Here is a 22,404-nt window from a genome sequence, read left to right as displayed (position 1 = left end):
TAATATTCAAGAGGTTATCGATTTTCTGCTAAGCGATATTGAAATCGATTTTTTGGCTGCAGCCTAGTGATACCAAGGGTTACAGAGGAATCTGGTGACAAACCGTTCTTTTAGTCAGAGAACCCTTGTTATCAATGTAACTAATCACACAACTATACGGTCTGCCATACTATATATTAATATCCTCTCATAAGAAGGCAGTAATTGACAATAAACATATCGTCTTTTGCATCATCTCACACGCATATTGTTCCTGCCCACGTGCCACTTTTTTAATTATCATCGTCATTAGCTTGGGCTGTTGGTATTAGCTGAGGTTCATATCTCGTTAGAAACCTTGAAGCTAATCACCTGCCATATTTCACACGCAGAATTAGTTGTACTTATTATTGTACAATAATATACTATTCCTAAATGAACACACCAAAGGTGAATTAAATGGAAATCTACACTTACTCAGAAGCTCGACAAAACCTGAAGTCTGTAATGGATAAAGTTGAATCAAACTGTGAAGAAGCAATCATTCATCGTCGTGACGGTGAGAATATGGTTCTAATGAGCGAGTCAGAATACAACGGTTGGATTGAGACAATGAGAATTTACTCTAACCCTGCTCAACGCAAGCACATTGAAGAGTCTATCGAGCAATTCAAATCTGGTGATGTAAGTGTCTTCTCGCTTGAAGAACTTGAGCGATTATCTAATGACTAGGCTTATAGCATTCAGTGTCAAATCACTTGCTGACTATAACGAATGGGCGTTAATGGACAAAAAGGTGTTCAAGCGCATTGGTAAGCTAATTGTATCTATCCTTCGCGACCCATACCAAGGAGAAGGAAAGCCTGAACCACTCAAACACAATCTGTCTGGTTATTGGTCGCGTCGAATAACGCAAGAGCACAGGTTGGTTTACCAAGTAACCGAAACCCACATAAACATAGTCTCGTGCAAAGAGCATTACAGCTAATCACTACACATACAAAAAAGCGTAAACAGACTTACCGCGAGGCAATTTGATGAATCATTCAACTCAAGTAAAGACGCATCAAGGGAGGATGATACAACCTAGGGTGCTCGACTACTCCTGTCCCTAAGCCTGATTCACCGTACCACTACAGTATGCTTTCGCTTATTCCTACCTTTCTTCCTGTAACATTCTCATTAACAGTTTACATTCTGGTGGTCTTTCTTGACCTCTATCCCATCGCGTGATGGTTCTTACACTAAAACACAACACGTAGTGACGGTGTAACTAGCAAAGCTTACAACTAGACCCCGCCTACCCTTGAAATCTATTTATCCCTGTAAGAAGGTAAACTTTTTTCTTCGGTTGCGGTTGCGTTCAATGCATCGTTCGCTTAACTATGGCTTCATTTGACGCCTTAAATTGGCGATTTGAGCGATCTTAACTTGCTGTTTTTTATGGGGTTGTTTTTGTTGGTACGGTTGATATTAGGTGATAACCTTCTGGTTCAATATTAACGAGGAATACTGATGGCAAAAGATTACGAGGTATTTGATCAAGTCGATTTTTCTAATCAAGATCTGAGTGATTCATATTTTAAGGGATGCCAATTTTTTAGGTGTGACTTTAACCGCACAAACCTAAGAGATGCTAAATTTGATGACTGTGTCTTTATAGAGCAAGGTGCTATTGAGGGCTGCCATTTCGATTATAGTGATTTGCGCGACTCATCGTTTAAGAACTGCAAACTTTCATTGTCTAATTTCAAAGGTGCTAAGTGTTTTGGTATTGAATTTAGAAGTTGTGATTTAAAAGGCGCTAATTTCATACAAGCAAGCTTCTCGAACCAAATTAGCAATAGTATGTATTTCTGCTCGGCTTATATCACAGGCTGTAATCTCTCTTACGCGAACTTTGAACGACAATGTATAGAGAAATGTGACTTGTTCGAGAATAGGTGGATTGGTGCTAATCTACAAGGCGCTTCATTAAAAGGGTCAGATCTAAGCCGTGGTTCATTTTCTGAAGATTGTTGGGGGCAGTTTTATATACAAGATTGTGATCTCAGTAATTCAGAATTAAACGGCTTAAACCCACGGAAAGTTGACTTAAGTGGTGTAAAGATCTGTGTATGGCAACAAGAGCAATTACTTGAACAGCTTGGGTTAATCGTATTGCCTAATTAATGTATGCGGTGCGCTTGGTAGATACATCGTAGCGCACCGTTAACAATATTGTGGCCAATCAAAAAGATTATTACGCACTTGGATTTTTGAACTACCTTACATAGTAGTTTTTGGCTAGCGCCGATGTTTACACGTACTCGAATGCTGTTCTTCACTTTATACAGGTAGTTATACATGATTAGATTTCTTACATTTACTCTTTTAGCGGTGTCGATTAGTGCCAATGCTGCAACGTCTACAGATTTAGTAAAAAGCACGACAACATGGGATGGCCATAAACTTCCACCCTATTCACTTGTGCAACCAGAAGTGACTATAAAAGAAATCATAATAGAACCAGGAGAAAAACTGCCATGGCACCAACACCCTGTTATAAACGCAGGCGTACTGATCAGTGGTGAGCTAACTGTTCATACAGAGGAGAAATCTTTAAAGATGAAAGCGGGTGATAGTCTTGTTGAATTAGTTAACACCTCTCATTATGGTGAGAATACAGGTAAGGTGCCGGCTAAAATTATTGTGTTTTATCTGTCAGAAAAGAATCAAAAAGTAACAGTTATTGATAAAACACAGTAATAACGTTGCTTAAAGCAATAGATATACCTTAAGGGAATGCGGTAATTAAGCGTTCGTTAATCGAGTAACCAAGTAGAAAGCGAAGCTCTTACATCAGAACAATGCCCAAATTGCACTAAAGGTCTATTTGGGTAGTCTTGATCTTTTAACTGACTAATTTGAATAAATGTTTCAGCTTTTACGTCGATATGGCTTACCAAAACCCCATTATCATGTTGAAATATAAGGTTATTTCTTGTTGCAAAAATCAAATCATCTGCTGTATATGTTAATTTTTCATTTGAGTTTGATATGGTGCAGATGATGGGAAGCTCCTGAGCTACAACGCTAGATACTGAAAACAACATCGACGCTAGAATAATCCCCTTAAATATCCGCATAATTATACCTATATACCTTTGATAATAAGAAACGTGCAGCGTTACTCATCAGATTAACGTCTTTAGACCAAAGTATTATACCTATTTATCAAGTTATTATACTCAACGCGTAGTATATGTAATGACGGTGTGTTAATGTTTCTTGGTGTTACAGATAAGTATATAATAAGTAACGGCGTGTAATTTAGAGTTAGGGGAATGATATGGAAATCAAAAAAGCTGAGACTCAAACTTTTGACGCAGATGTAATCCAGCTCTATTTGCGAGAAATCGCTTTAAAGCCTCTTTTAACTAAACATGAAGAAATTTTGTATAGCCGAAAAAGCCTTACTGGTGACAAAGAAGCCAAAAAAGTTATGATCGAGAGTAACTTGCGTCTTGTTGTTAGTATTGCCAAGAAGTATCGTGGAAGTGGCATGCAACTCAGTGATCTAATTGATGAAGGAAATATCGGTTTAATTACTTCAGTTGAAAAATTTGACCCAGAGCGTGGATTCCGTTTTTCTACCTATGCAACATGGTGGATTAAACAAACTATCGAGCGTTGTATTCATAATCAAGCGCGTACAATTCGCCTTCCTGTTCATGTTTCTAAAGAAATTAATACAATCATTAGAACGCATAAGCAGCTAATGAAGAAAAATAACCAAGAGCCAACACGCGAAGAAGTCGCTGAAAAGTTGGAACGTAGTGTTGATGATATTTCTTCTGTATTAGCTTACGATGCCCCTATTGTTTCTTTTGATCAAACAATTAACGACGATGCTAATTCGCAGTCAATTTCAGTCTTTATTGCTGACGACTCTTCTGATAAGCCAGAAAGCCAAGTCGATAAAGACGATATAAAAGGCCTTGCTTTAGCAATGCTAGAAAACTTAAACCAGCGAGATCGTGAAATTTTGTGTCGTCGCTTTGGTTTACTTGGCTATGAAGTTCAGACGCTTCAACAAGTTGCGAATGAAGTGGGGTTAACCCGCGAACGTATTCGTCAGCTGCAAGTCAGTTCGTTGAAAAAGCTGAAAAATACGCTAGAAAGAGATAATTACGACTTAGAGTTATTGTTTGCTCAGTCTGCTTAACGCATATATAGAAAAGCATCTAATATAATTAGGTGCTTTTTTTATACCTCTTAAAAGTTACACCGTAGCATTTCCTTTCCCAAATAGTCTCGAGCCTCCGTTTTATACAAATAAATGCTCGAAAAACAACCGGATAACACTTGTTTAAGCAAATTATTAAATTTGTGATAGAAATATAAATGATCAATGCTGATAATTATGTAGTTACTTTAATTCATTTGTATTGAGTAGGCCTTATTTTGAAATACATTATTATTTTGTTGGTACTGTGTGTATCTGGATGTGCAAGTTACAGTGTCACGGAGGGTGAGATTCAAGATTATCTAGATAGCCGCACAACATTTGAAAGAACAGTTGGAATTAAAGGTATCGCTCACGCCAATGTTCAGTTTAATGATGTAAAAGTGGGAATTGGTCGCGTTGCAAATGATCGTGTAAACCTTTCTTCAAAAGCGCAAGCAGAAATCATGATATCAGGGCAACCAAAACAATCTGTAGAAGTTGATGTTGATTTTAGTGCTATCCCATTTTATGACAAAGATGAAGGTGCTATTTTTCTGAAAGATTTAAACGTAGAGTCATTGAATGTAACACCCGATAACCTTGGGATTTTTGCAAATAAACAGCTCATCGCACCCATTGTTAGTATTGTTGGGCAAATATTATCTACCCGCCCTGTCTATCGTTTAAATGATGATGATTTCAAAGAATCATTGTTGAAGACCGCTGGACCAGAATTGAAAATCAAAAATCATGAACTTGTTGTAGGGCTTTAACGTCGATTAAAATAGGCTCGCTCATTTAGGAGCCTATTAATGAATAGCTATTTCGTTTGTTTAGACTGCTCTAGAAAATTTGTACCTGCAGCTTCATCAATAATATAAACGGCTCGCTCTGCTTCGAATGCTTTTTTCATTGCTTCTGCGGCATAATTCCTAACAGTTTTACCTTGCGTTGAAACCACTAACGTTATTATCATAAAAATACTAAAAACGGTACAAACAGCCGTTAATACCATTTTTTTCATCACGCGTTTTTCTGATTCTCGCAATTCACTTCGCACCATTTCAAGTACATCATAATTGGTCAAATTTGGACGAACCTTTCTATTAAGCGACATAATACCAAGCCTTTTTATTATTATTAGGCCGAATTATATCAACAACAACTTAACGATAGCTTAATCATATGCTTACTAAACATATAGTGATAAATCATTGAATTATAGATATTATTCTTTTACTGCTATATAGTTATAGTGCATTAGGATGTAGGGTTATAAGTTACGTAAACCGTAACTTATAACTTTTGGTACGATATCACCTTAAATCAAAGCATCCATCACTACCTTATAAACAACAAATACCACGGCAAGTAACCATACTGGGCATCGTTTGTATTTCAATAATACATAGCCGCTGATAACTGAAACAATATCAAAAATAGAGCTAATCGATGTCGTGATAACAGGCGTAACAAAAGCGCTGCCCAGTAAACCAATGACACTAGCGTTAACCAAAACAATAGAAACTTTTAATCTTGAGTGACTAAACAGCGCTTTCCAAGCGGGTAAAAAAGCAAATAGCAGTAAACAACCCGGCAAAAATACGGCAACAGTTGCAAGAAAACTACCGAGAATAGGCATAGAAGGTAATGCAGATGCACCTAAATAACTCGCCATTGTAAACATAGGACCAGGAACTAACTGTGCAGCAGCATAGGATGTTAAGAAAGTATCAGGCTCAACCATTCCTTCCATCATTGGCTCTAGTAAAGGTAAAACAACATGTCCTCCCCCAAATACAAAACTACCCGCCTGATAGAAAACATTGATCAGGTTTAACGTTTCAGCCTGATTTGCAACCAGAGGTAGCCCGATAAGTAATCCAACAAATACCGAGAGTATAAAAACATTAGGACGAATAGGATCGTTCTTTATGGCCGTAGCATTTACAGCACTATTTGTAGTCCTAAAAGACATTAAATAACCGACTAAGGCTGCAATCATAATCGGGGCAACTTGCCCAAGTAGACCAGAACTAAAGAAGACCCAAATGGCCGTTAGGCTTGCAACAAATAAGGTAAGTAATGTTGTGATATTCTTTTTTGCCATCCCCCAAAGCGCATCAGCAACCACAACAACTGCCAATAATTTAGCGGCATGAATGACTGTATCAATAATCGCCATTCCAGTTACTTGGTTATTAGCGATTGCCAAAAATGTTAGCAAAACGAAAGAAGGCAACGTGAATCCGATAAATGCTGCAATCGCCCCCAAGTAACCAGCTCGTTTAAATCCTATGTACATGCCCAACTGACTACTAGCAGGGCCAGGTAAGAACTGGCACAAAGCGACAGCATGAGTGAAGTCATTTTGTTTTAACCATTTTTTATTTTCAACAAACTCTCGTTGAAAATAACCAATATGCGCAGCTGGTCCACCGAAACTATACAAACCAAGCACGAAAAAATTCCACAAAACGTTGAACATATTACCTCCTAGAAAAAGATATTTTACGTCACAACAAATAATTAATTAAATCGTTTGGAATGATAATTATCATGTTTAATTTTAATAGTTAAAAATCAATAAATAGCCATGGTGTGAATGAATATAATGCTCGTTGTTATTAAATTACGAAATACACCTAGTTACTGTGCACGCACGGAAACAGAGGCGGTACATTGTTGTTTTTAAAGGAATAAATTCCATTTCTGATGTTTGTGAATTAGCCGGTTACCTGAATGCTAGTGCACGAAAAAGTAGTCACTAACAAAAAGAAGCAACCAAAGTATTTAGAATTTGAGTTAGTCGAATATTATTTTATAAATTTAGAATTAGGCGCCTTCTATCTTCTCGATAATGTGGTTATTTGATTTGTTACGGTGTGACATTTATTCGCTGTATTATTAATGTCTTACATATATCAGTGTTATAATCGTGATATTGATAATCAAGGTTCTTCCCTATGCTAGAAAATCTTCAACAAATGGTGATTCTTGCCACCGTCGGTAATGAACAAAACTTCACTCGTGCTGCCGAGCGTCTTGGCATTTCCAAATCACAGGTAAGTAAACAAATTCGTTTTCTTGAGGAAAGGCTTGGTTGTCAGCTTGTTCAGCGAAGTACAAGAACCGTTGCTTTAACAGATATTGGTTTGCAGTATTCCGAGTATGGACAACAACTTGTCGATACAGTAAATGAAGCAGAAGCAATGGTGGCAGGTTACAGAGATGAGGTGAAAGGCGTATTGCGTGTTGGTGTTGCTCAATCTTTTGGAAATTCAAACATCACATCAGCCTTAGCCGAATTTCAAAAAGCACATCCCGATCTTGAACTAGAGGTCAGCTTATTTGATCACCGCCCTAACCTACTTGAAGAAGGCTTCGATTGCTGGGTGGCAATTCATGAACACCCACCTGAAGGTATGGTCGCACGCAGATTAGCCAACTGTAATTTTGTTGTTGTTGCCTCTCCTGAATATCTTGCCGAGCATGGTGTACCTCAACTACCCGGTGATTTACGGCGTCATAATTGTATTACTTACCAAAGTCGTGAGCGCAAGTATGTAAATTGGGAATTTACACGTGATGGTGTACACCAATCGATTCGTGCGCGTGGTAATTACCGTATTGATAATGCCCCTGCAGTACTTGATGCGGCAACAAGTGGCTTAGGTATAGCGTACTTATCGACATATCTAATCACCGATGAATTGGTTAATAATAAATTAGTACAGCTTTTGCCAGAGTGGAAAGCCGACGTTGAATTACCGATTTATGCCGTCTATCCAAGACGTAAATACCTAGCGCCGAAAGTTCGAAGTTTTATTGATTTCATGGCTGAACGAATGGCCAAACCGCCTTTTAAAGAACTCAATCCAATTACTTCATAACCTCATCAATTTAAAAGGTGATTTCTCGTCACCGTTTATACCCAAGCTACCTCAATATGCAGGATTCAGAGTGATCTCAGCGTGTTTAATTCGAGGAAAATGTGTGTAGGAATGGCATTCCCTTTCAAACACATTTGACACAGAAGTAGATACGCTGAATCACTCCCGAAGGGCGAGTTTTGTTGGGCTCTATGCGGTGTTACTTATTTTCAACGTAGAACGACTAGGTCTATAAATAAGTGCCTTGCCTAGAGCACAACAAATTCTCGCTGAAACGAGCATCTTGAGGTAACTTGGGTATAAAGAACGTATATGATTCTCAATTATTCAGTTGTGCTTTCCTAGATATGATCTAAACCTAAAAGATAATCGTCTTAGTTTAGGTTGATATGCGTGCTTTCAATTATTTATTTACGAGCTCTATAATCCTAATAAGTTGCGTATTTTTATTCGCTTGCACAACGACTAGCGAACAAAAAAGTGACAGCGTCACTGAAAAGTCACAGGGTAACACTGAAAACACAACATCTTCACTGAATATTTATACGTCAAGTAATGAACTTAACACTTCTCGTAACTCAGCGGTTGTCACTGACTCTATAACATATACAGCAACACCTGATGCAAGTATTCTTCTTGCTCAATTACCCGAACAAAAAGAGGTAATCTACTTCGATAATATGAATTATGAATTATCGGTGAAAAATCAACAATTACTAGACCCTATTGCTTTACGCTTAAAGCTTCATCTTGATAGTTACTTAATCGTGATTGGTCATAGTGACGACGCTGGTTCAAAAGAAGAAAACCTTGTCTTATCATTTGAGCGCGCCTTCAGTGTCGCTATTTATATATCATCTGTATTTGGAATCGAAGAAGAAAGAATTCAAATTATCGCGCTGGGTGATGATGAACTTATTAGCAATGGTAATTCAGAACAAGAACGGCGGTTAAATAGAAGAGTTGAAGTGATATCACCAAAGGCGATTGTTAGAACGCTTAATACGACACCTTAAAGCCAATCATAATTAATGGATTGGCATAACGATTACCTTGCCATTTCGCCAACAGAAAAGCGGCTAACCTAATAGGTTAGCCGCTTTTTGAAAATTCAAAACTATGACTGTTAACTAATAATCTGAATTAGCTCTCTAGCTGCTTACGGGCTGGATATGCGTACATATCTTTCAAAATAGTGGCAACACCTAAAGGTAACGGAGATAACTTTTCATCAAATTTCGCTTTTTCCTCAGGCGTAACGCTGTCATGTTCGATACCAGCAGCAATATAGTTAGCAGGAAATAATCTGTAATTCGCCGTTATCTGGCGATCAATCTCTACCGCTAGCTCTTCTGGTGTTTCAATCGGATCTTTGATTACATCACCAAAACTCACATGTATACGTCGTTTCTGACCAACGATACCTTGGATAATGCTATCTATATCTTCAAGTTCACCTTTTTCATAGCTTCCAGATGTCTGCTTTTGATAAAGCTCGTTAGCTTTGGCTACATCACATGGATCATTCTCATAAGAAATAGCAATAGGTACGATATTCAAGCTCGGCATGAATTCAGTAAAAGACTGCTTACGTTTACGCCCTTCCATAAAAAACATTTTTAAAATGGTAGGATCAGTCTTGTCGTTACCATCTTTAGCGCGCCCTTCTTTCTGAGCAATCCAAACAGGGTTACCTGTTTCTAAAGAGTTTGAAATATAACTAGACAATAAACCCAACGATTTGAGTACTTCACGAGGTGCTTTTGCAGAACGTTTAACAATAAAACTTTTATTTAACCGCATTAGTTCTGTCGCACATGGTTTTTTAAGTAAATTGTCACCAATCGCAATGCGTACAGTACTGAATTTTTTCTGAAACATACACCAATTCACCATCGCGGGATCCATCGCTATATCACGATGATTCGATACAAATAAGTATGCTTTGTTAGGGTCTAATTTATCGAGACCTGTACATGTTACACCGTCACATGATTGATTAATTGTAGCATGCATGTACTTAGAGACTTGACGTTGAACATCTTCAACAGTTTTAACATTTGACCATTTGTTAATTAAAAAACGTTTAATTAACGGAATCAATAACCAGCCGAGTACACCAGAGAATTGAGGAAAACGGTAATTCAAGATTGCCGTTGTAAATTCTTTGTCATTAACGAGTCGCTGAATAGCATCGCTCACTTCGTCATCATTGTATGGTCGAATTTCTTTATAAATATCGTTATCTGTATGCACAATTATGCTTCATATGAGGAGGAAACCGCGTTATTTTACGCATAAATTTACATTAACCCAATGGGTTGATGCAATAACTGTGAAGGTAGGAGCTCTTACCAGAAAGTTAAGGGTGAATTTTCACCACTTTACTGCTTTTTCGCACCACACATTAGTATGTTCACCGGTATTTAGAAACAAAAGTCACCATTTTTCCACCCTTTGTATTTAGCTTATTGACGATAAAGCCAAAACAGAACAATATGTGCAGGCAATTTTGTGAGAGAATCCGTATGAAACAGGCAATTGAATTTACCAAAAACGAACAAACTTACCTTCATGTTGGCCCTCGCCGTAAGAGCCACTCGTCGTACTTTATCGTTATAACTAAAGGTTCGGCTTTAATCCGCTTAGGCAAACAAGAATGTTTGGTGACACAAGGCACTGGTTTCTGGGTACCTTTCGATTGCCTTCACGCGTTAACAGTACTACCAGGTAGTCACTACTTTAAAGTCGAATTTTCGGTGCGCCTTACAACCCCACTTTGTCGAGAAGCTGGATTTTTTAAAGTCACTGAGTTAATGAGCGCCTTGCTGGTCGAGCTAACAAAACTATCTGAAAAAACACAAGATTGGGATAGTTCTTTTGGTCGATTACTTCGTGTGATTGCCGATCAAGTGTCAGAGTTAAAAGTTAGCAATAAACACGCTTCGCCTCATTTAACGAAACATTATAATGACGCATTAGCATTGCTACTGACGGGTGAAAAGGTTGTCGATACTGCCGCTTTGAATAAAATAACGAAACTCATTGATATTACTATTCATGAATTTCAAACCTGTATTCTGCTACGTGAGGCCGTAAAGCTATCTCGATCAGGTCGTAAGGCGTCGCAAATCGCTGAAACACTCAATACTAACGAAGCGACACTAAACGCATTGGCAATATCAGTCTTTGGTGAACAATTTTAATTGCGTATTTCAATTCATAATAAAGCGATGAAAATATCGCTTTATTATTGAAATGGGATTTCTAACTGAAGAAATACATCACTGAGATCTTCGTCGTGCCATCGATAATCAAACCTGAATCGTGGCGACTTGGCATCTTCTCCACCGATGCCAAAACTCATCTGTAAACCGTGACTTTTTATCCAGTCTTGCGCATCAGCGAAATTATCAAGATCCATATCATCATATTGACTTGGAAGCCAGACACCTAAGCCATAAAAAGTTGATTCATTCTGTTGGACTAAGAATGGAGAATCAACGGCCATATCTTCAGACCAGTCATCCCAGAACTCTCCGCTTGAAGGTGTCTTATCAATTTGCCAATCAATATTGGGCTCAGCTTGCGTTTCCAATAATAAATCATCGTCATTGGAGACTGACAAAGTAGAGCAAGACCGAAGATACACTTGTTTTTCATCATCAGAAAATGATGCGAGTTGAGCTTCGCTATAGGGGTTACAGGGTAAAGCAAATACGTCCCAAGAAATGAGCATAATAGCAACGAGTAACATCGTTAATAATTTAATCTTGCAACTATTCAAAGTACTCCTTGGGCATAATATCTATTATCTAAACATAAAACGTTTTTCATCCGATAAAAGTGTAGCGACTTTTGGTGTTGTTAAGTGTGAAATATCGCTCTTTTTGACAATTTTATCACGAATTACTGTACTCCTAATATTTACCGTCTCTGGGCATGCCAATACTTGCCATTTAGACAGTATTTGTTCAGCTTGATAAAACTGACTGAATTTAAGAAAGTTATCAGGGCCAACAACAAAGGTTAGCGAAGCGTTAGGGTGCCTTTTCTGTAATTCAACTAATACCGCATAGGTTGTTATTGATTCATCGCCTACCGCCATTTCTTCTTCTAACCGAGATAATGTCAGGTTTTTTTGTCCAATATCACTTATAAAAGCCTCTACAAGTTCGCAACGTGCACTGTAATCAATCATTACTTTGCCCCAAGCATGTGTAAAGCTAGGCAAAAGCAGCACTTGATCAAAATGCTTTAAACGTTCTAAAACAGATTTATGCCCCAAACTCGGTGGATTAAATGCACTACCAAAGATGGCGATAGATTTTATCATTAGTAAAATGGCCTCTTTTTATACTATTTCAGAACATAATGAGTGCAGATGCAAAGAAATACCGTCAATTTTGATTTTATTCATAATTCGGCATTGATCCTGCTTTAGAGTTATCGCATGATTTTAATAAAGGTTTAATGTATTGATGTGTTTTTTTCATTAAATCGCTTTAGTTGATTATATTTTGGGCAACGCCCTGAGGATTCATTAACATGGAACAGCTTATTCGTGCAGAAATGCACGTATTACCAGAGATTGATGTCGATTTTGAAATTCAGCGCCGTATCGCATTCATTCAAAAGAAAATGAAGATATCAGGATGTAAATCAATTGTACTTGGTATAAGTGGCGGCGTGGATTCAACAACGTGTGGTCGACTAGCACAATTAGCTGTTAATGGTTTAAATGATGAAAGCAATTCATCAACTTACCAATTTATCGCTGTTCGCCTGCCTTATGGTGAGCAACACGATGAACATGAAGCACAAATGGCGTTATCTTTCATCAAGCCTTCACACAGCGTAAGTGTGAATATTAAAGATGGGGTTGATGGTATACATGCAAGCACACTCTTCGCGCTTAAAGGCACAGGGTTAACACCCGAAAGTGACGCTAAAATTGACTTCGTTAAAGGTAATGTTAAAGCTCGAGCTCGCATGATTGCTCAGTACGAAATTGCAGGCCTTGTAGGCGGTTTAGTATTAGGTACAGACCACTCAGCAGAAAACATCACAGGCTTCTATACTAAGTTTGGTGATGGTGCATGTGACCTAGCCCCTCTTTTTGGTTTAAACAAGCGTCAAGTACGTCTTATCGCGTCTAAACTAGGTGCTCCTGATGTACTTGTGAAAAAAGTACCTACCGCTGACTTAGAAGAATTAGCACCGCAAAAAGCAGACGAAGATGCTTTACTCGTTAGCTATGATCAGATCGACGACTTTTTGGAAGGCAAAACTGTTGATAGTGAGGTGTCTGAACGCCTCATTAGTATCTATAAAATGACCCAACATAAACGCCAGCCTATTCCTACAATCTACGATGACGAATAATCGTTTTACAGATTCAGTGTTAATACCAGCGTAATCTATATAAAAAGGCTTTCGATGAAAGCCTTTTTATTTTGTACGTTTTTGCAATAAAACAACGTCACAAAACATACGACTCAAGATAAACAGTTAACGGCCTACGGGTCAGCTCATTAAAATGTTACGCTCGGCGTTCGATTAGCGTATCCAGCTCCCACCAAATAGCTTCACATAACCCTTTACGATAAACGGCTTGCTTAAAGGCATTATGTTCTTGTTGGTACATTTTGAAATGAGCTTCTGAAGCTTTCTTACTTGCTCTTACATTGGCAAGTCGATCACAGGCTTTAACAATTAGGGCTAATCGGCCAGCTTCTTCATCGATATCAAGTGAGGCCAACCGCTGGTTGATTTCAATTTTACGTTTCATTCGATCTGTTAATTTTCCGTCTGTCATATACTTCACAGCATCTGCAACCAGAAAACCAAAATCTGCAGCTAATTCATCAACACTTGTTTCTGTATCTTCAATAACATCATGCAACTGCGCAACAATCATTGCATTAATGCCAAATGGGCTTGCGAGACGAGATACAGTTTCTAGATGAGAGTAATAAGGTCGCTCGCCATACTGTTGCCCAATATGCTTTACACGGGCTAACGTACGGGCCTTTATATATCGGTTATTCATCCTACCTCCTCAACTAAAACCAGCATACTAACAAGGTTAGCGATCATTCGAACTGTATAATATTCCAGCAGTATTGAATTTACTAAACCCATATGAATGGTATGAGATTTTACTCACATTTTGTACGAAAAAACGGCGCCAAAAGCACCGTTAATCATTTATCGCATGAATGTGACTCAGTTTTGAGTCAGGTATTACTCTTCGTCGTCTTCAGTTTCTACGACTTCTTGCACACCACGTTTTTTAGCGTCTGCTTCTCGAATTTCATGGGCAACAAGCATTATAGCCTCACCGCTACTGAGACCTTTTGCCATGAGATCATGAATACGGTCAGCGGCTACTTGTTGCTCTTCGTGGTTCAGCGTAGGTGTATTATTAAACATGCTATCTTTCTGCTTATCTCAATCGGATTGACATTTTAGGTGCAAATCTGCATTTTGTCACTTCATTAACTTAACCTGGGCGTCCATCAACACGTGGTTGAGTTAATATTGGAAAATAGACAATACTAAAAATGGTAAATGCAACGGCCCATAAAACAGCTGAGATAACGTAACTGTTCAATATCATTGTAGGTACAAGCGAAACAATTACTGTACGAACAAGCGTTGCGATAATTAAGGCTAAAAATGCAATAATAATCCAGCGACCAGCCTGTAAAGATCGACCAGTATGACCTAACGACACTCTCGATATCATTGCAAGAATCATACAACCAATACCACCAACAGTAATAAAGTGTAGTGCTACACTGTAACTAATATCACCCGTTAAGAAGTGAAAACCTAGCATAAACATACCAATAATCATAAACAAATACGCGGCATGTAAAGACCAAAGTAATGGTGTTTTAAGCGTTTGAAATGTTCTCCAGCGTACAAATCGAATCAAATGCGTTAAACCCGTAGCAAAAAATAATGCAGGTAACGTAACTTGATTAATAGCATCAGGAATAGGCAGTAAGACATTCGCCAATAGTAACCAGCTTGGTATCATCGCCAATAGTTCTATTGCTTTAACTCGTGTAATTTGAGCGGTATCAGTACCTCGCCATGTAAAGAATGGAATAACACGCCCACCCACAACAAGTACAATCACAGATATAACGGTGACAACAGAAAGTGAAACACCGCGTAAATCAAAATCAACAAAACCTAATACCATAAAGTGAAGGTACGCATTAAGTAGTGTCATCAGCAGTAAGAGCGGTACAAAAAACAAGTTATTCCACTGTTTACGTAGAATAAGAGGCTTAGCCAAAAAATACGTTGCTAATGGAACCCATGCAAGATCAATGATCATCCAAATGATATTAGCGGTACCAAAGAGCAAACCAACACGTGCTATTGCCCATAAAAGAAATATACTCGCTAATGGCCAACCCCTAACACCAGGGTTCCCTGTCCAGTTTTGAACAGCCGTTAGCAAAAAACCAATGATAATGGCACCGGTAAAGCCAATCAGCATTTCATGGCTGTGCCACCAAATTGGATTTCCATACATTAACATCGAAACATCTACTTTACCGGACCAAAAAATTGCCCAAATAATCATAGCTATAGCGGAAAAGATACTCGCACCTAAAAAGAATGGGCGAAAAGCCAATCGAAAAATGGGTAAGATGCGCTGTTCTTTTTCGTTATCTAAAATCTGCATCATTTCTAAACCTTACTTTGTACAACTCTAAACATGCATAAATTATACACCTTCAAAGGTGCAATTAAAATACCTGTTTATAATTCACTTTCTATAATTTGCTATAAGCATAGTCAGAAATACAGAAATGATAATGTTCTATAAAAATGAAGAGATATTCGCAGAAGATTACAAGCAACCTCAGAGTCAGGCGAGCATTTTGAGATAGTTTGGGCATTTGAATATGAAAAAATTAAAAACTCGGATAATCAACAGGCCGTGTTATACGTTGAATATCCAATATTGATATTTCACCCTGCCAGCGACTTTTAATCAAACCCACGCTTAGCCAATAGCGTCCACTTGGTACATCAATTTTAGGTAATGTTGTGGGAAGTTTACCATCAATTTCTTCCGTCCAAAGTGGCGTCCACGTCGTATCATTTAAATCGTATAAATTAATCGATAAGATACGCGATGGGCATGCAGGATTAGGTAAGCCTTCCTGTTCTATTCGCCAATTTTTACTGTCTCTCCATCCTAGGCTTTGTTTTAATGCTGGCTCAGATAAAACAACCCAACTAATCCAATCTTTCTCATCATTAGCTTTAACTGTGATCTTATAAACACCTGAACTTAAAGGCTTTTCCATACGACGAGCTTCTACTGAAAAGTACCCTCCCTCTTGGATAGAAGGTGTACTGACGATAATGTTATCTTCAGGCCATTTAGTGAAGGTTATTTCTGAAATTTTAGTGCGCGTTAAACCAACAATCGATAATTTCAACATCACCTGATTGAGGTTTTGAATAACTTCTCGCTGAATAGACAGTTTTGATAACCAACTAGGCAGCGCTTTTTGCTCAAGACTGTGTCCGCAATCTTCAGTGATCGCAAATTCAAGCAATTCATTAAGATTCGCTTGTTGCTCTGTATTGGGTGCTTGTTGCCAAGCTTGAATTATCGAATCAAAGCCTGCCGATGTGTTCCCTTCAAGTATTCTTTGATGAGAGGTTGTATACAAATCTTGCCCATTAAACCACTTTGCCATTACACTCGGCGTGTATAACACCGAATGTAATAACAAGACGGAAGACGTTATCGAAAGCTTCTTCATAATCATTAGGATCTTATTATAACTGATGCATCAGACTACGATTTCATCCGGTAACCAACACCACGAAGCGTTTCAATCTCTATACCCATCAATTTCTGACGTAGCTGCAAAATATGCGTATCTACAGTACGTGTCGTCGGATAATGATTGTAGCCCCAGACTTGATCTAATAATTCATCACGGGTAAAGACACGCCCTGCATTTTTGGCTAGAAAAACCAGTAATTCAAACTCGGTACGTGTTAACGTGACAATGTCACCATCATGGTTAACCTCTCGGCTTTCCATATTAATTGATATTTGACCAACCGTTATGATGTTTGCAGCCAAATGATCATCTTTACCATTTCTAAGGTGTAAGCGAATACGAGCAAGAAGCTCTTCTTCAGCAAAAGGTTTTGTTAAGTAATCCTTCGCACCTGAATCTAAGCCTATTACTTTATCTGTAACTGACACCATGGCAGTTAATAGGATAACAGGTACATGTTTAATCGATAGCCAGCCGCTTAAAAAGTCTAATGAATCACCTTCTGGTAATTGTCGGTCTAATACAACAAGATCTGCATCAGGCCATAAATCGGCAACTTTATTAGCACAATCAGCATATAAACATGTGTAGCCAGCTTGCTTTAAGCTTTCGAGTAAACCATCAGCAAGGTTGCGGTCATCTTCAACCAAGAGCAGAGTTTGATTCACACGGTATCTCCAAAATAAACGTTGTAGGTGGACCTTCAAGTTTGAGGCTTCCACCCATTCTACGAATCATCGATTCAACGATTGTAAGCCCAAGCCCAAGCCCTTTTTCACTGACAAAAGGCTTTCTTAATCTAGCCCAATCTTTAGGGCCCAATAGCCCATTATCTTGAACTCTTACAATCAACTTTCCATTTTTGAATGATGACGTTAGTGTAATTGGCGCATCGCCATATTTCTGGGCATTCGACAATAAGTTGTCAATACATGTACCCAGCCAATAAATATTCAATTTTACGCTCTTATCCTCTGATAAGAGCAGTTTTACATCATAAGGTTCACTTATATATTCAAGCCATTCATTAAATGAATCGACTTGCTGAACACTTAACTGTTGCTGATTGGCTTGAAGGTAATCTTTACTTGCCTCGGCAAGCTGACGTAAACGTCTAGAATCTTCCGTTAATCGCCTAAATTCATCATAAAGAGATTCAGGTAATGCATCAAAATTTCGGCGAAAGCCTTCAACTGTCATCGCTAAACTTGCTATAGGAGTGCGAAGTTCGTGCGTCAAAATCTGTAACACCAACATTCTTTCTTGCATCGCTCTTCGACGGATACGCCAGCGATACAAAATCCACCCTATCAATAGGCTTACGTTAGCAACCAACAGACCAATTAACAAATAAAAGGTCAAATAGGACTTATCATCCTCTTGCCAACAAATGTTACCACTTTTGGCTAAGCAAAAGTCAGTATTACTTAACCGCTTAAAATGTATATCATAACGGTTTAACACTACCGACCAAGTCGGTTGATCATAAATATGGTATTCATTCCCACTACGAACCCATAGCTCGCCATTGGAGATAAAAGAATCAGCACCCGAATTGAATACTTTGATCTCTTCATTATTCATTCGCTGTAAACGCCCTAACACCGAGTTTGTTGGTGCCAATTGACGCTCTTGTATGTGTAAGTAATCTGCTAAAACAGTACTATCTTCAGGGTGCTTCTCTATATAACGGTAAGCGTAACTACCACCACCTGGGTGAATATACCCTGAACGCGAGAACCACCCTCTAGGTAAAGCGGTGTTATTACAAAGTGCTCGTACAAAGACAACGGGTTGAGTAACCAAAGGGCTTACCGGCCATGGTCCTTTACACGTCTGTGCGTTCTTATACAGACGCTTCATTGAAGATAAAGGGTACTTCGCAGACTGCGGTAGTAAATTCGACAATAAAATTAATGGTGTCGGGTACTGGCTTTGCAGCTGTCTAAAATCGTACGTTGCTAAAGGATCACTTGTAAGTAAATCTGAACGCACGGCATTCAAACGATCAGGTAAAGTTTGCACATCTGCAAAACTAAAACCTGAGAATATGAGTGAGACTAACAATACATACTTTTTCATCATCAAAGCTTATCATTCAAAATAGTTATAATGTCATAAATTTGTCAATACTTTAAAGCGGTTACGTTTTAATCAATGGTCGTTCATTGACAATTACATTTTAGCATCACGTTACGCATTCCCTTATAACAATTTTCTTTATAACAACAGACTTATGGTCGTTAGTCTCCATTTTCAACAGATAAAAAAAGGGAGCTAAAGCTCCCTTCTTAATTGCTAACGATTAACAGTATTAAAGAAATTTAGAAATATTATCTACACTTTCTTTTGCATCGCCAAACAGCATCTGTGTGTTCTCTTTAAAGAACAATGGGTTTTGAACACCCGCGTAACCTGGATTCATTGAACGCTTAAACACAATAACATGCTTCGCATTCCACACTTCTAATACAGGCATACCTGCGATAGGACTATTTGGATCGTCCATTGCAGAAGGGTTAACCGTATCATTCGCGCCAATAACAAGTACTACATCTGTTTTAGACAAGTCATCATTGATTTCGTCCATTTCTAGTACGATATCGTAAGGTACTCTAGCTTCTGCAAGCAGTACGTTCATGTGACCAGGTAGACGGCCCGCAACTGGGTGAATACCAAAACGGACATCAATACCTTTGGCACGCAACTTACTTGTGATTTCGTGAACGGGATATTGTGCTTGAGCAACAGCCATACCGTATCCAGGAGTGATCACAACAGACGTTGCATCGCTCAACATTTCAGCCACTTCTTCTGCTGATGTTTCATGGTGTTCACCCTGATCTTCATCAGAACTAGAAGCAACAACGTTAGTACCGAAGCCGCCTGCAATTACACTAATGAAAGAACGGTTCATCGCCTTACACATAATGTAAGAAAGAATAGCACCAGAAGAACCAACTAATGCACCCGTTACGATAAGAAGATCGTTCGATAGCATGAAGCCTGCTGCTGCCGCTGCCCAACCCGAGTAAGAGTTAAGCATTGAAACAACAACGGGCATATCTGCACCACCGATTGAAGCAACTAGGTGATAACCGAACGCAAATGCAATCAAAGTAACAACAACAAGCGCAAACGTAGAACCTTCTACGTTAACGAAGTGAAGCATTAGAAGGAATGAAATAACAATCGCAGCTAAGTTTAGTTTATGGCGATGAGGAAGCATTAATGACTTAGAGTCAATAATTCCACGCAATTTACCGAAAGCAACAATAGAACCAGTAAAGGTTACCGCACCAATGAACACACCTAAGAATACTTCCACAAGGTGGATATTCAGTAGTGCACCCGTTAACTCACCGTGGTCAATATATGTATTGAAACCAACAAGAACTGCCGCTAGACCTACGAAGCTATGAAGAATAGCAACCAGCTCTGGCATTTCTGTCATTTCAACTTTCTTAGCAAGACGGATACCAATAGAACCACCGATAACCATCGCTAGAAGGATCCAGCCTGTGCCTTGAGCGTCAGGACCAAAGATTGTCGCGATAAGCGCAATACCCATACCCGCGATGCCGTAATAGTTACCTGCTCGCGCTGTTTCTTGCTTAGAAAGCCCAGCAAGAGACATGATAAATAGTACCGCAGCAACAAGATATGCCGCTTGTACGATTCCTGCAGACATGTGTTACTCCTTATTTATCTTTACGGAACATTTCAAGCATCCGCTTGGTAACTGTAAAGCCACCAAATATGTTGATACTTGCAATAAGAACGGCAATGAATGCCAAGACAGTAACCAAACTGCTACCCTGACTTACCTGCAACACAGCACCTACAATGATGATGCCTGAAATTGCATTAGTCACTGACATAAGAGGAGTGTGAAGCGCATGAGATACGTTCCATACTACGTAGTAACCTACAACACATGCCAGTACGAATACCGTTAGGTGAGCAAGGAATTCCGCAGGAGCGTAATTTGCAATCCAACCAAATGCAGCAATACCAGCAGCCATCAAACCGTATTTTTTAACCGGTGACATTGGTGTTTTTTCAATGACAACTTTGGGTTTTATTTCCGCAGCTGGTTGCTGAGGTGCGGCAGATACTTTGATTGGTGGCGCAGGCCACGTGATTTCACCTTCTTTAATAACAGTTAGACCACGTAACACTTCATCTTCAAAATCGATGTTGATGTTACCGTCTTTTTCTTTACAAAGAAGTTTTAGAAGGTTAACAAGGTTAGTACCGTAAAGTTGAGATGACTGAGTCGGAAGACGACCTACCATATCGGTATAACCAATCACTTTTACGCCATTTGGCGTGGTAATAACTTTATTGGCTTCAGTATAAGCACAGTTACCACCGTTAGCCGCTGCTAAATCGACAATCACACTGCCCGACTTCATTGAATCAACCATTTCTTTGGTGATCAACTTCGGTGCAGGACGACCTGGAATAAGCGCTGTCGTAATGATGATATCAACATCTTTAGCTTGCTCTGCGTATAAACGCTCGGCTGCTTTGTTGAAATCATCTGACATTTCTTTAGCGTAACCATCACCAGTGCTTGTATCTTCTTTGAAATCAACTTCAAGGAAGCTTGCACCCATACTTTCAACTTGTTCCTTAACTTCAGGACGTACATCGAAAGAACGAACAATTGCACCAAGACTACCAGCAGCACCGATTGCAGCCAATCCAGCAACACCCGCGCCAGCAACTAACACTTTTGCAGGTGGCACTTTACCAGCAGCAGTAATCTGCCCTGTAAAGAAACGACCAAATTCATGAGCAGCTTCAACAACAGCACGGTAACCCGCAATGTTAGCCATTGAACTTAGTGCATCCAACGCTTGAGCACGTGAAATGCGCGGCACTGAGTCCATAGCCATTACATTGATGTTTTTCGTTGATAACTTATCTAGCAACTCTTTATTTTGAGCTGGCCAAATAAAGCAGGCAATACTTGCACCTTCTTTGATCAAATCAAATTCATCAACACCAGTTTCATCGTTAACCTGAGGAGCGTTAACTTTCAGAATAAGATCTGACTGCCATACATCTTCAGTTGAAACGATAGTCGCACCCGCGGCTTCAAAAGCTGCATCGCCGAAACTAGCAAGAACGCCAGCATTTTGCTCGATAGCAACGCTGAACCCCATTTTTAACAACTGCTCTACCGTTTTAGGCGTAGCAGCAACTCGCGTTTCATTCGCGAATATCTCTTTAGGCACACCAATCTGCATTATTATTCCCTGAACATTGGCATAGAAGTAATGATTTTGTATCCAACCCGCAAAGTGATTTCAAGCACTTTGTAAGAAAAATACAAAAAAACCCAACAAAAACGTCGTAATTAACAACGAATGTTACCTTCTAACGGAAAGAAAAGAACGTTTTTAACATCTGGACAGAGGTCAAACCACATTACCAATCAACAATTTATGCAATGAAACCACACAAATGTCCATTAATAACG

Annotated in this window: 24 protein-coding genes; 10 read left to right on the top strand and 14 right to left on the bottom strand. The window is 38.9% G+C overall.

Translation table 11 applies throughout. From position 1 onward, the window contains the following. Window positions 1-438: 438 nt before the first annotated feature. From C9J12_RS25380 to C9J12_RS25360, 4 genes are all read left to right on the top strand, one after another. The gene (locus tag C9J12_RS25380; RefSeq protein ID WP_006229720.1) at window positions 439-711 is read left to right on the top strand and encodes a type II toxin-antitoxin system Phd/YefM family antitoxin; all 273 of its coding nucleotides are present in this window, start codon (window positions 439-441) and stop codon (window positions 709-711) included. Further along, window positions 704-967: a Txe/YoeB family addiction module toxin gene (locus C9J12_RS25375; protein ID WP_006229719.1), complete on the top strand. Its 264-nt coding sequence runs from the start codon at window positions 704-706 to the stop codon at window positions 965-967. The genes C9J12_RS25380 and C9J12_RS25375 overlap by 8 nt, the downstream gene beginning before the upstream one ends. Before the next feature lie 527 nt (window positions 968-1,494). Then, a complete protein-coding gene (locus tag C9J12_RS25365) occupies window positions 1,495-2,151 on the top strand; it encodes a Qnr family pentapeptide repeat protein (RefSeq protein ID WP_107245241.1) in 657 nt (218 codons plus the stop codon). A gap of 174 nt (window positions 2,152-2,325) precedes the next feature. Further along, window positions 2,326-2,727, top strand: coding sequence for a cupin domain-containing protein (locus C9J12_RS25360; RefSeq protein WP_107245240.1), 402 nt, complete (start codon window positions 2,326-2,328; stop codon window positions 2,725-2,727). A gap of 56 nt (window positions 2,728-2,783) precedes the next feature. Here the strand turns inward: C9J12_RS25360 and C9J12_RS25355 are convergent, their stop codons facing one another. Further along, window positions 2,784-3,107 (bottom strand): hypothetical protein, encoded by a 324-nt coding sequence (locus C9J12_RS25355; RefSeq protein ID WP_107245239.1) that lies wholly within the window; start codon window positions 3,105-3,107, stop codon window positions 2,784-2,786. Between the two features lie 203 nt (window positions 3,108-3,310). On the opposite strand from C9J12_RS25355, the gene rpoS reads away from it, so the two are divergent. Both rpoS and C9J12_RS25345 read left to right on the top strand, forming a co-directional pair. Then, a complete protein-coding gene (gene rpoS, locus C9J12_RS25350; RefSeq protein WP_006229715.1) occupies window positions 3,311-4,186 on the top strand; it encodes an RNA polymerase sigma factor RpoS in 876 nt (291 codons plus the stop codon). A 239-nt stretch (window positions 4,187-4,425) separates the two neighbouring features. Then, complete coding sequence (locus C9J12_RS25345; protein ID WP_107245238.1) at window positions 4,426-4,962, top strand: DUF1439 domain-containing protein; 537 nt, start codon at window positions 4,426-4,428, stop codon at window positions 4,960-4,962. 47 nt (window positions 4,963-5,009) lie between these two features. Here the strand turns inward: C9J12_RS25345 and C9J12_RS25340 are convergent, their stop codons facing one another. After that, on the bottom strand, window positions 5,010-5,306 hold the full coding sequence (locus C9J12_RS25340) for a hypothetical protein (RefSeq protein WP_107245237.1): 297 nt from the start codon (window positions 5,304-5,306) through the stop codon (window positions 5,010-5,012). Window positions 5,307-5,510: 204 nt separating this feature from the next. Next, complete coding sequence (gene chrA / locus C9J12_RS25335; protein WP_107245236.1) at window positions 5,511-6,677, bottom strand: chromate efflux transporter; 1,167 nt, start codon at window positions 6,675-6,677, stop codon at window positions 5,511-5,513. Window positions 6,678-7,155: 478 nt separating this feature from the next. Between chrA and C9J12_RS25330 the strand changes: the two genes are divergently transcribed. Further along, complete coding sequence (locus tag C9J12_RS25330; RefSeq protein WP_006229711.1) at window positions 7,156-8,082, top strand: LysR family transcriptional regulator; 927 nt, start codon at window positions 7,156-7,158, stop codon at window positions 8,080-8,082. A 389-nt stretch (window positions 8,083-8,471) separates the two neighbouring features. Then, window positions 8,472-9,098 (top strand): OmpA family protein, encoded by a 627-nt coding sequence (locus C9J12_RS25325; protein ID WP_107245235.1) that lies wholly within the window; start codon window positions 8,472-8,474, stop codon window positions 9,096-9,098. Between the two features lie 127 nt (window positions 9,099-9,225). Here C9J12_RS25325 and C9J12_RS25320 read toward each other — a convergent pair whose 3' ends face one another. Then, the gene (locus tag C9J12_RS25320; RefSeq protein WP_107245234.1) at window positions 9,226-10,338 is read right to left on the bottom strand and encodes a 1-acyl-sn-glycerol-3-phosphate acyltransferase; all 1,113 of its coding nucleotides are present in this window, start codon (window positions 10,336-10,338) and stop codon (window positions 9,226-9,228) included. Window positions 10,339-10,610: 272 nt separating this feature from the next. On the opposite strand from C9J12_RS25320, the gene C9J12_RS25315 reads away from it, so the two are divergent. Further along, window positions 10,611-11,288 carry an AraC family ligand binding domain-containing protein gene (locus C9J12_RS25315; RefSeq protein WP_107245233.1) on the top strand — a complete coding sequence of 226 codons (678 nt, stop codon included), beginning with the start codon at window positions 10,611-10,613 and terminating at the stop codon, window positions 11,286-11,288. A gap of 44 nt (window positions 11,289-11,332) precedes the next feature. Here C9J12_RS25315 and C9J12_RS25310 read toward each other — a convergent pair whose 3' ends face one another. Next, on the bottom strand, window positions 11,333-11,869 hold the full coding sequence (locus tag C9J12_RS25310) for a hypothetical protein (RefSeq protein ID WP_107245232.1): 537 nt from the start codon (window positions 11,867-11,869) through the stop codon (window positions 11,333-11,335). A 24-nt stretch (window positions 11,870-11,893) separates the two neighbouring features. Next, a complete protein-coding gene (locus C9J12_RS25305) occupies window positions 11,894-12,418 on the bottom strand; it encodes a nicotinate-nicotinamide nucleotide adenylyltransferase (RefSeq protein ID WP_107245231.1) in 525 nt (174 codons plus the stop codon). Between the two features lie 212 nt (window positions 12,419-12,630). Here C9J12_RS25305 and nadE point away from each other — a divergent pair, with 212 nt between their 5' ends. Beyond that, window positions 12,631-13,467 carry an ammonia-dependent NAD(+) synthetase gene (gene nadE / locus C9J12_RS25300; RefSeq protein ID WP_107245230.1) on the top strand — a complete coding sequence of 279 codons (837 nt, stop codon included), beginning with the start codon at window positions 12,631-12,633 and terminating at the stop codon, window positions 13,465-13,467. A gap of 157 nt (window positions 13,468-13,624) precedes the next feature. Here nadE and C9J12_RS25295 read toward each other — a convergent pair whose 3' ends face one another. From C9J12_RS25295 to pntA, 8 genes are all read right to left on the bottom strand, one after another. Then, window positions 13,625-14,134: an HD domain-containing protein gene (locus tag C9J12_RS25295; protein ID WP_107245229.1), complete on the bottom strand. Its 510-nt coding sequence runs from the start codon at window positions 14,132-14,134 to the stop codon at window positions 13,625-13,627. A 194-nt stretch (window positions 14,135-14,328) separates the two neighbouring features. Continuing rightward, on the bottom strand, window positions 14,329-14,517 hold the full coding sequence (locus C9J12_RS25290) for a YoaH family protein (protein WP_041395094.1): 189 nt from the start codon (window positions 14,515-14,517) through the stop codon (window positions 14,329-14,331). A gap of 70 nt (window positions 14,518-14,587) precedes the next feature. Continuing rightward, the gene (locus C9J12_RS25285) at window positions 14,588-15,793 is read right to left on the bottom strand and encodes an NnrS family protein (protein WP_193944703.1); all 1,206 of its coding nucleotides are present in this window, start codon (window positions 15,791-15,793) and stop codon (window positions 14,588-14,590) included. A gap of 229 nt (window positions 15,794-16,022) precedes the next feature. Continuing rightward, complete coding sequence (locus tag C9J12_RS25280) at window positions 16,023-16,892, bottom strand: DUF2861 family protein (RefSeq protein ID WP_107245228.1); 870 nt, start codon at window positions 16,890-16,892, stop codon at window positions 16,023-16,025. 29 nt (window positions 16,893-16,921) lie between these two features. Further along, window positions 16,922-17,581: a response regulator transcription factor gene (locus C9J12_RS25275; protein WP_107245227.1), complete on the bottom strand. Its 660-nt coding sequence runs from the start codon at window positions 17,579-17,581 to the stop codon at window positions 16,922-16,924. After that, entirely contained in the window at window positions 17,556-18,995 is a 1,440-nt protein-coding gene (gene vxrA, locus C9J12_RS25270; protein ID WP_107245244.1) for a sensor histidine kinase VxrA, read from the bottom strand. Before vxrA ends, C9J12_RS25275 begins: the two co-directional genes overlap by 26 nt. A 232-nt stretch (window positions 18,996-19,227) precedes the next feature. Then, window positions 19,228-20,604 carry a Re/Si-specific NAD(P)(+) transhydrogenase subunit beta gene (pntB, locus tag C9J12_RS25265; RefSeq protein ID WP_107245226.1) on the bottom strand — a complete coding sequence of 459 codons (1,377 nt, stop codon included), beginning with the start codon at window positions 20,602-20,604 and terminating at the stop codon, window positions 19,228-19,230. A 10-nt stretch (window positions 20,605-20,614) separates the two neighbouring features. Continuing rightward, entirely contained in the window at window positions 20,615-22,171 is a 1,557-nt protein-coding gene (pntA, locus tag C9J12_RS25260) for a Re/Si-specific NAD(P)(+) transhydrogenase subunit alpha (protein ID WP_107245225.1), read from the bottom strand. Between the last annotated feature and the right edge of the window lie 233 nt (window positions 22,172-22,404).

The sequence above is a fragment of the Photobacterium frigidiphilum genome (assembly GCF_003025615.1).
GTDB lineage: Bacteria > Pseudomonadota > Gammaproteobacteria > Enterobacterales > Vibrionaceae > Photobacterium > Photobacterium frigidiphilum.
The sequence above is the reverse complement of the archived record's forward strand: the minus strand, read 5'-3'. Positions and strand labels throughout refer to the sequence as shown.

Coding starts and splice junctions, on each gene's coding strand:
- C9J12_RS25325 (WP_107245235.1), top strand. CDS start 8,472: ATGCGTGCTTTCAATTATTTATTTACGAGCTCTATAATCCTAATAAGT.
- C9J12_RS25295 (WP_107245229.1), bottom strand. CDS start 14,134: ATGAATAACCGATATATAAAGGCCCGTACGTTAGCCCGTGTAAAGCAT.
- C9J12_RS25365 (WP_107245241.1), top strand. CDS start 1,495: ATGGCAAAAGATTACGAGGTATTTGATCAAGTCGATTTTTCTAATCAA.
- C9J12_RS25290 (WP_041395094.1), bottom strand. CDS start 14,517: ATGTTTAATAATACACCTACGCTGAACCACGAAGAGCAACAAGTAGCC.
- rpoS (WP_006229715.1), top strand. CDS start 3,311: ATGGAAATCAAAAAAGCTGAGACTCAAACTTTTGACGCAGATGTAATC.
- vxrA (WP_107245244.1), bottom strand. CDS start 18,995: ATGAAAAAGTATGTATTGTTAGTCTCACTCATATTCTCAGGTTTTAGT.
- C9J12_RS25375 (WP_006229719.1), top strand. CDS start 704: ATGACTAGGCTTATAGCATTCAGTGTCAAATCACTTGCTGACTATAAC.
- nadE (WP_107245230.1), top strand. CDS start 12,631: ATGGAACAGCTTATTCGTGCAGAAATGCACGTATTACCAGAGATTGAT.
- C9J12_RS25340 (WP_107245237.1), bottom strand. CDS start 5,306: ATGTCGCTTAATAGAAAGGTTCGTCCAAATTTGACCAATTATGATGTA.
- C9J12_RS25285 (WP_193944703.1), bottom strand. CDS start 15,793: ATGATGCAGATTTTAGATAACGAAAAAGAACAGCGCATCTTACCCATT.
- pntB (WP_107245226.1), bottom strand. CDS start 20,604: ATGTCTGCAGGAATCGTACAAGCGGCATATCTTGTTGCTGCGGTACTA.
- C9J12_RS25330 (WP_006229711.1), top strand. CDS start 7,156: ATGCTAGAAAATCTTCAACAAATGGTGATTCTTGCCACCGTCGGTAAT.
- chrA (WP_107245236.1), bottom strand. CDS start 6,677: ATGTTCAACGTTTTGTGGAATTTTTTCGTGCTTGGTTTGTATAGTTTC.
- C9J12_RS25355 (WP_107245239.1), bottom strand. CDS start 3,107: ATGCGGATATTTAAGGGGATTATTCTAGCGTCGATGTTGTTTTCAGTA.
- C9J12_RS25315 (WP_107245233.1), top strand. CDS start 10,611: ATGAAACAGGCAATTGAATTTACCAAAAACGAACAAACTTACCTTCAT.
- C9J12_RS25280 (WP_107245228.1), bottom strand. CDS start 16,892: ATGATTATGAAGAAGCTTTCGATAACGTCTTCCGTCTTGTTATTACAT.
- C9J12_RS25360 (WP_107245240.1), top strand. CDS start 2,326: ATGATTAGATTTCTTACATTTACTCTTTTAGCGGTGTCGATTAGTGCC.
- C9J12_RS25380 (WP_006229720.1), top strand. CDS start 439: ATGGAAATCTACACTTACTCAGAAGCTCGACAAAACCTGAAGTCTGTA.
- pntA (WP_107245225.1), bottom strand. CDS start 22,171: ATGCAGATTGGTGTGCCTAAAGAGATATTCGCGAATGAAACGCGAGTT.
- C9J12_RS25305 (WP_107245231.1), bottom strand. CDS start 12,418: ATGATAAAATCTATCGCCATCTTTGGTAGTGCATTTAATCCACCGAGT.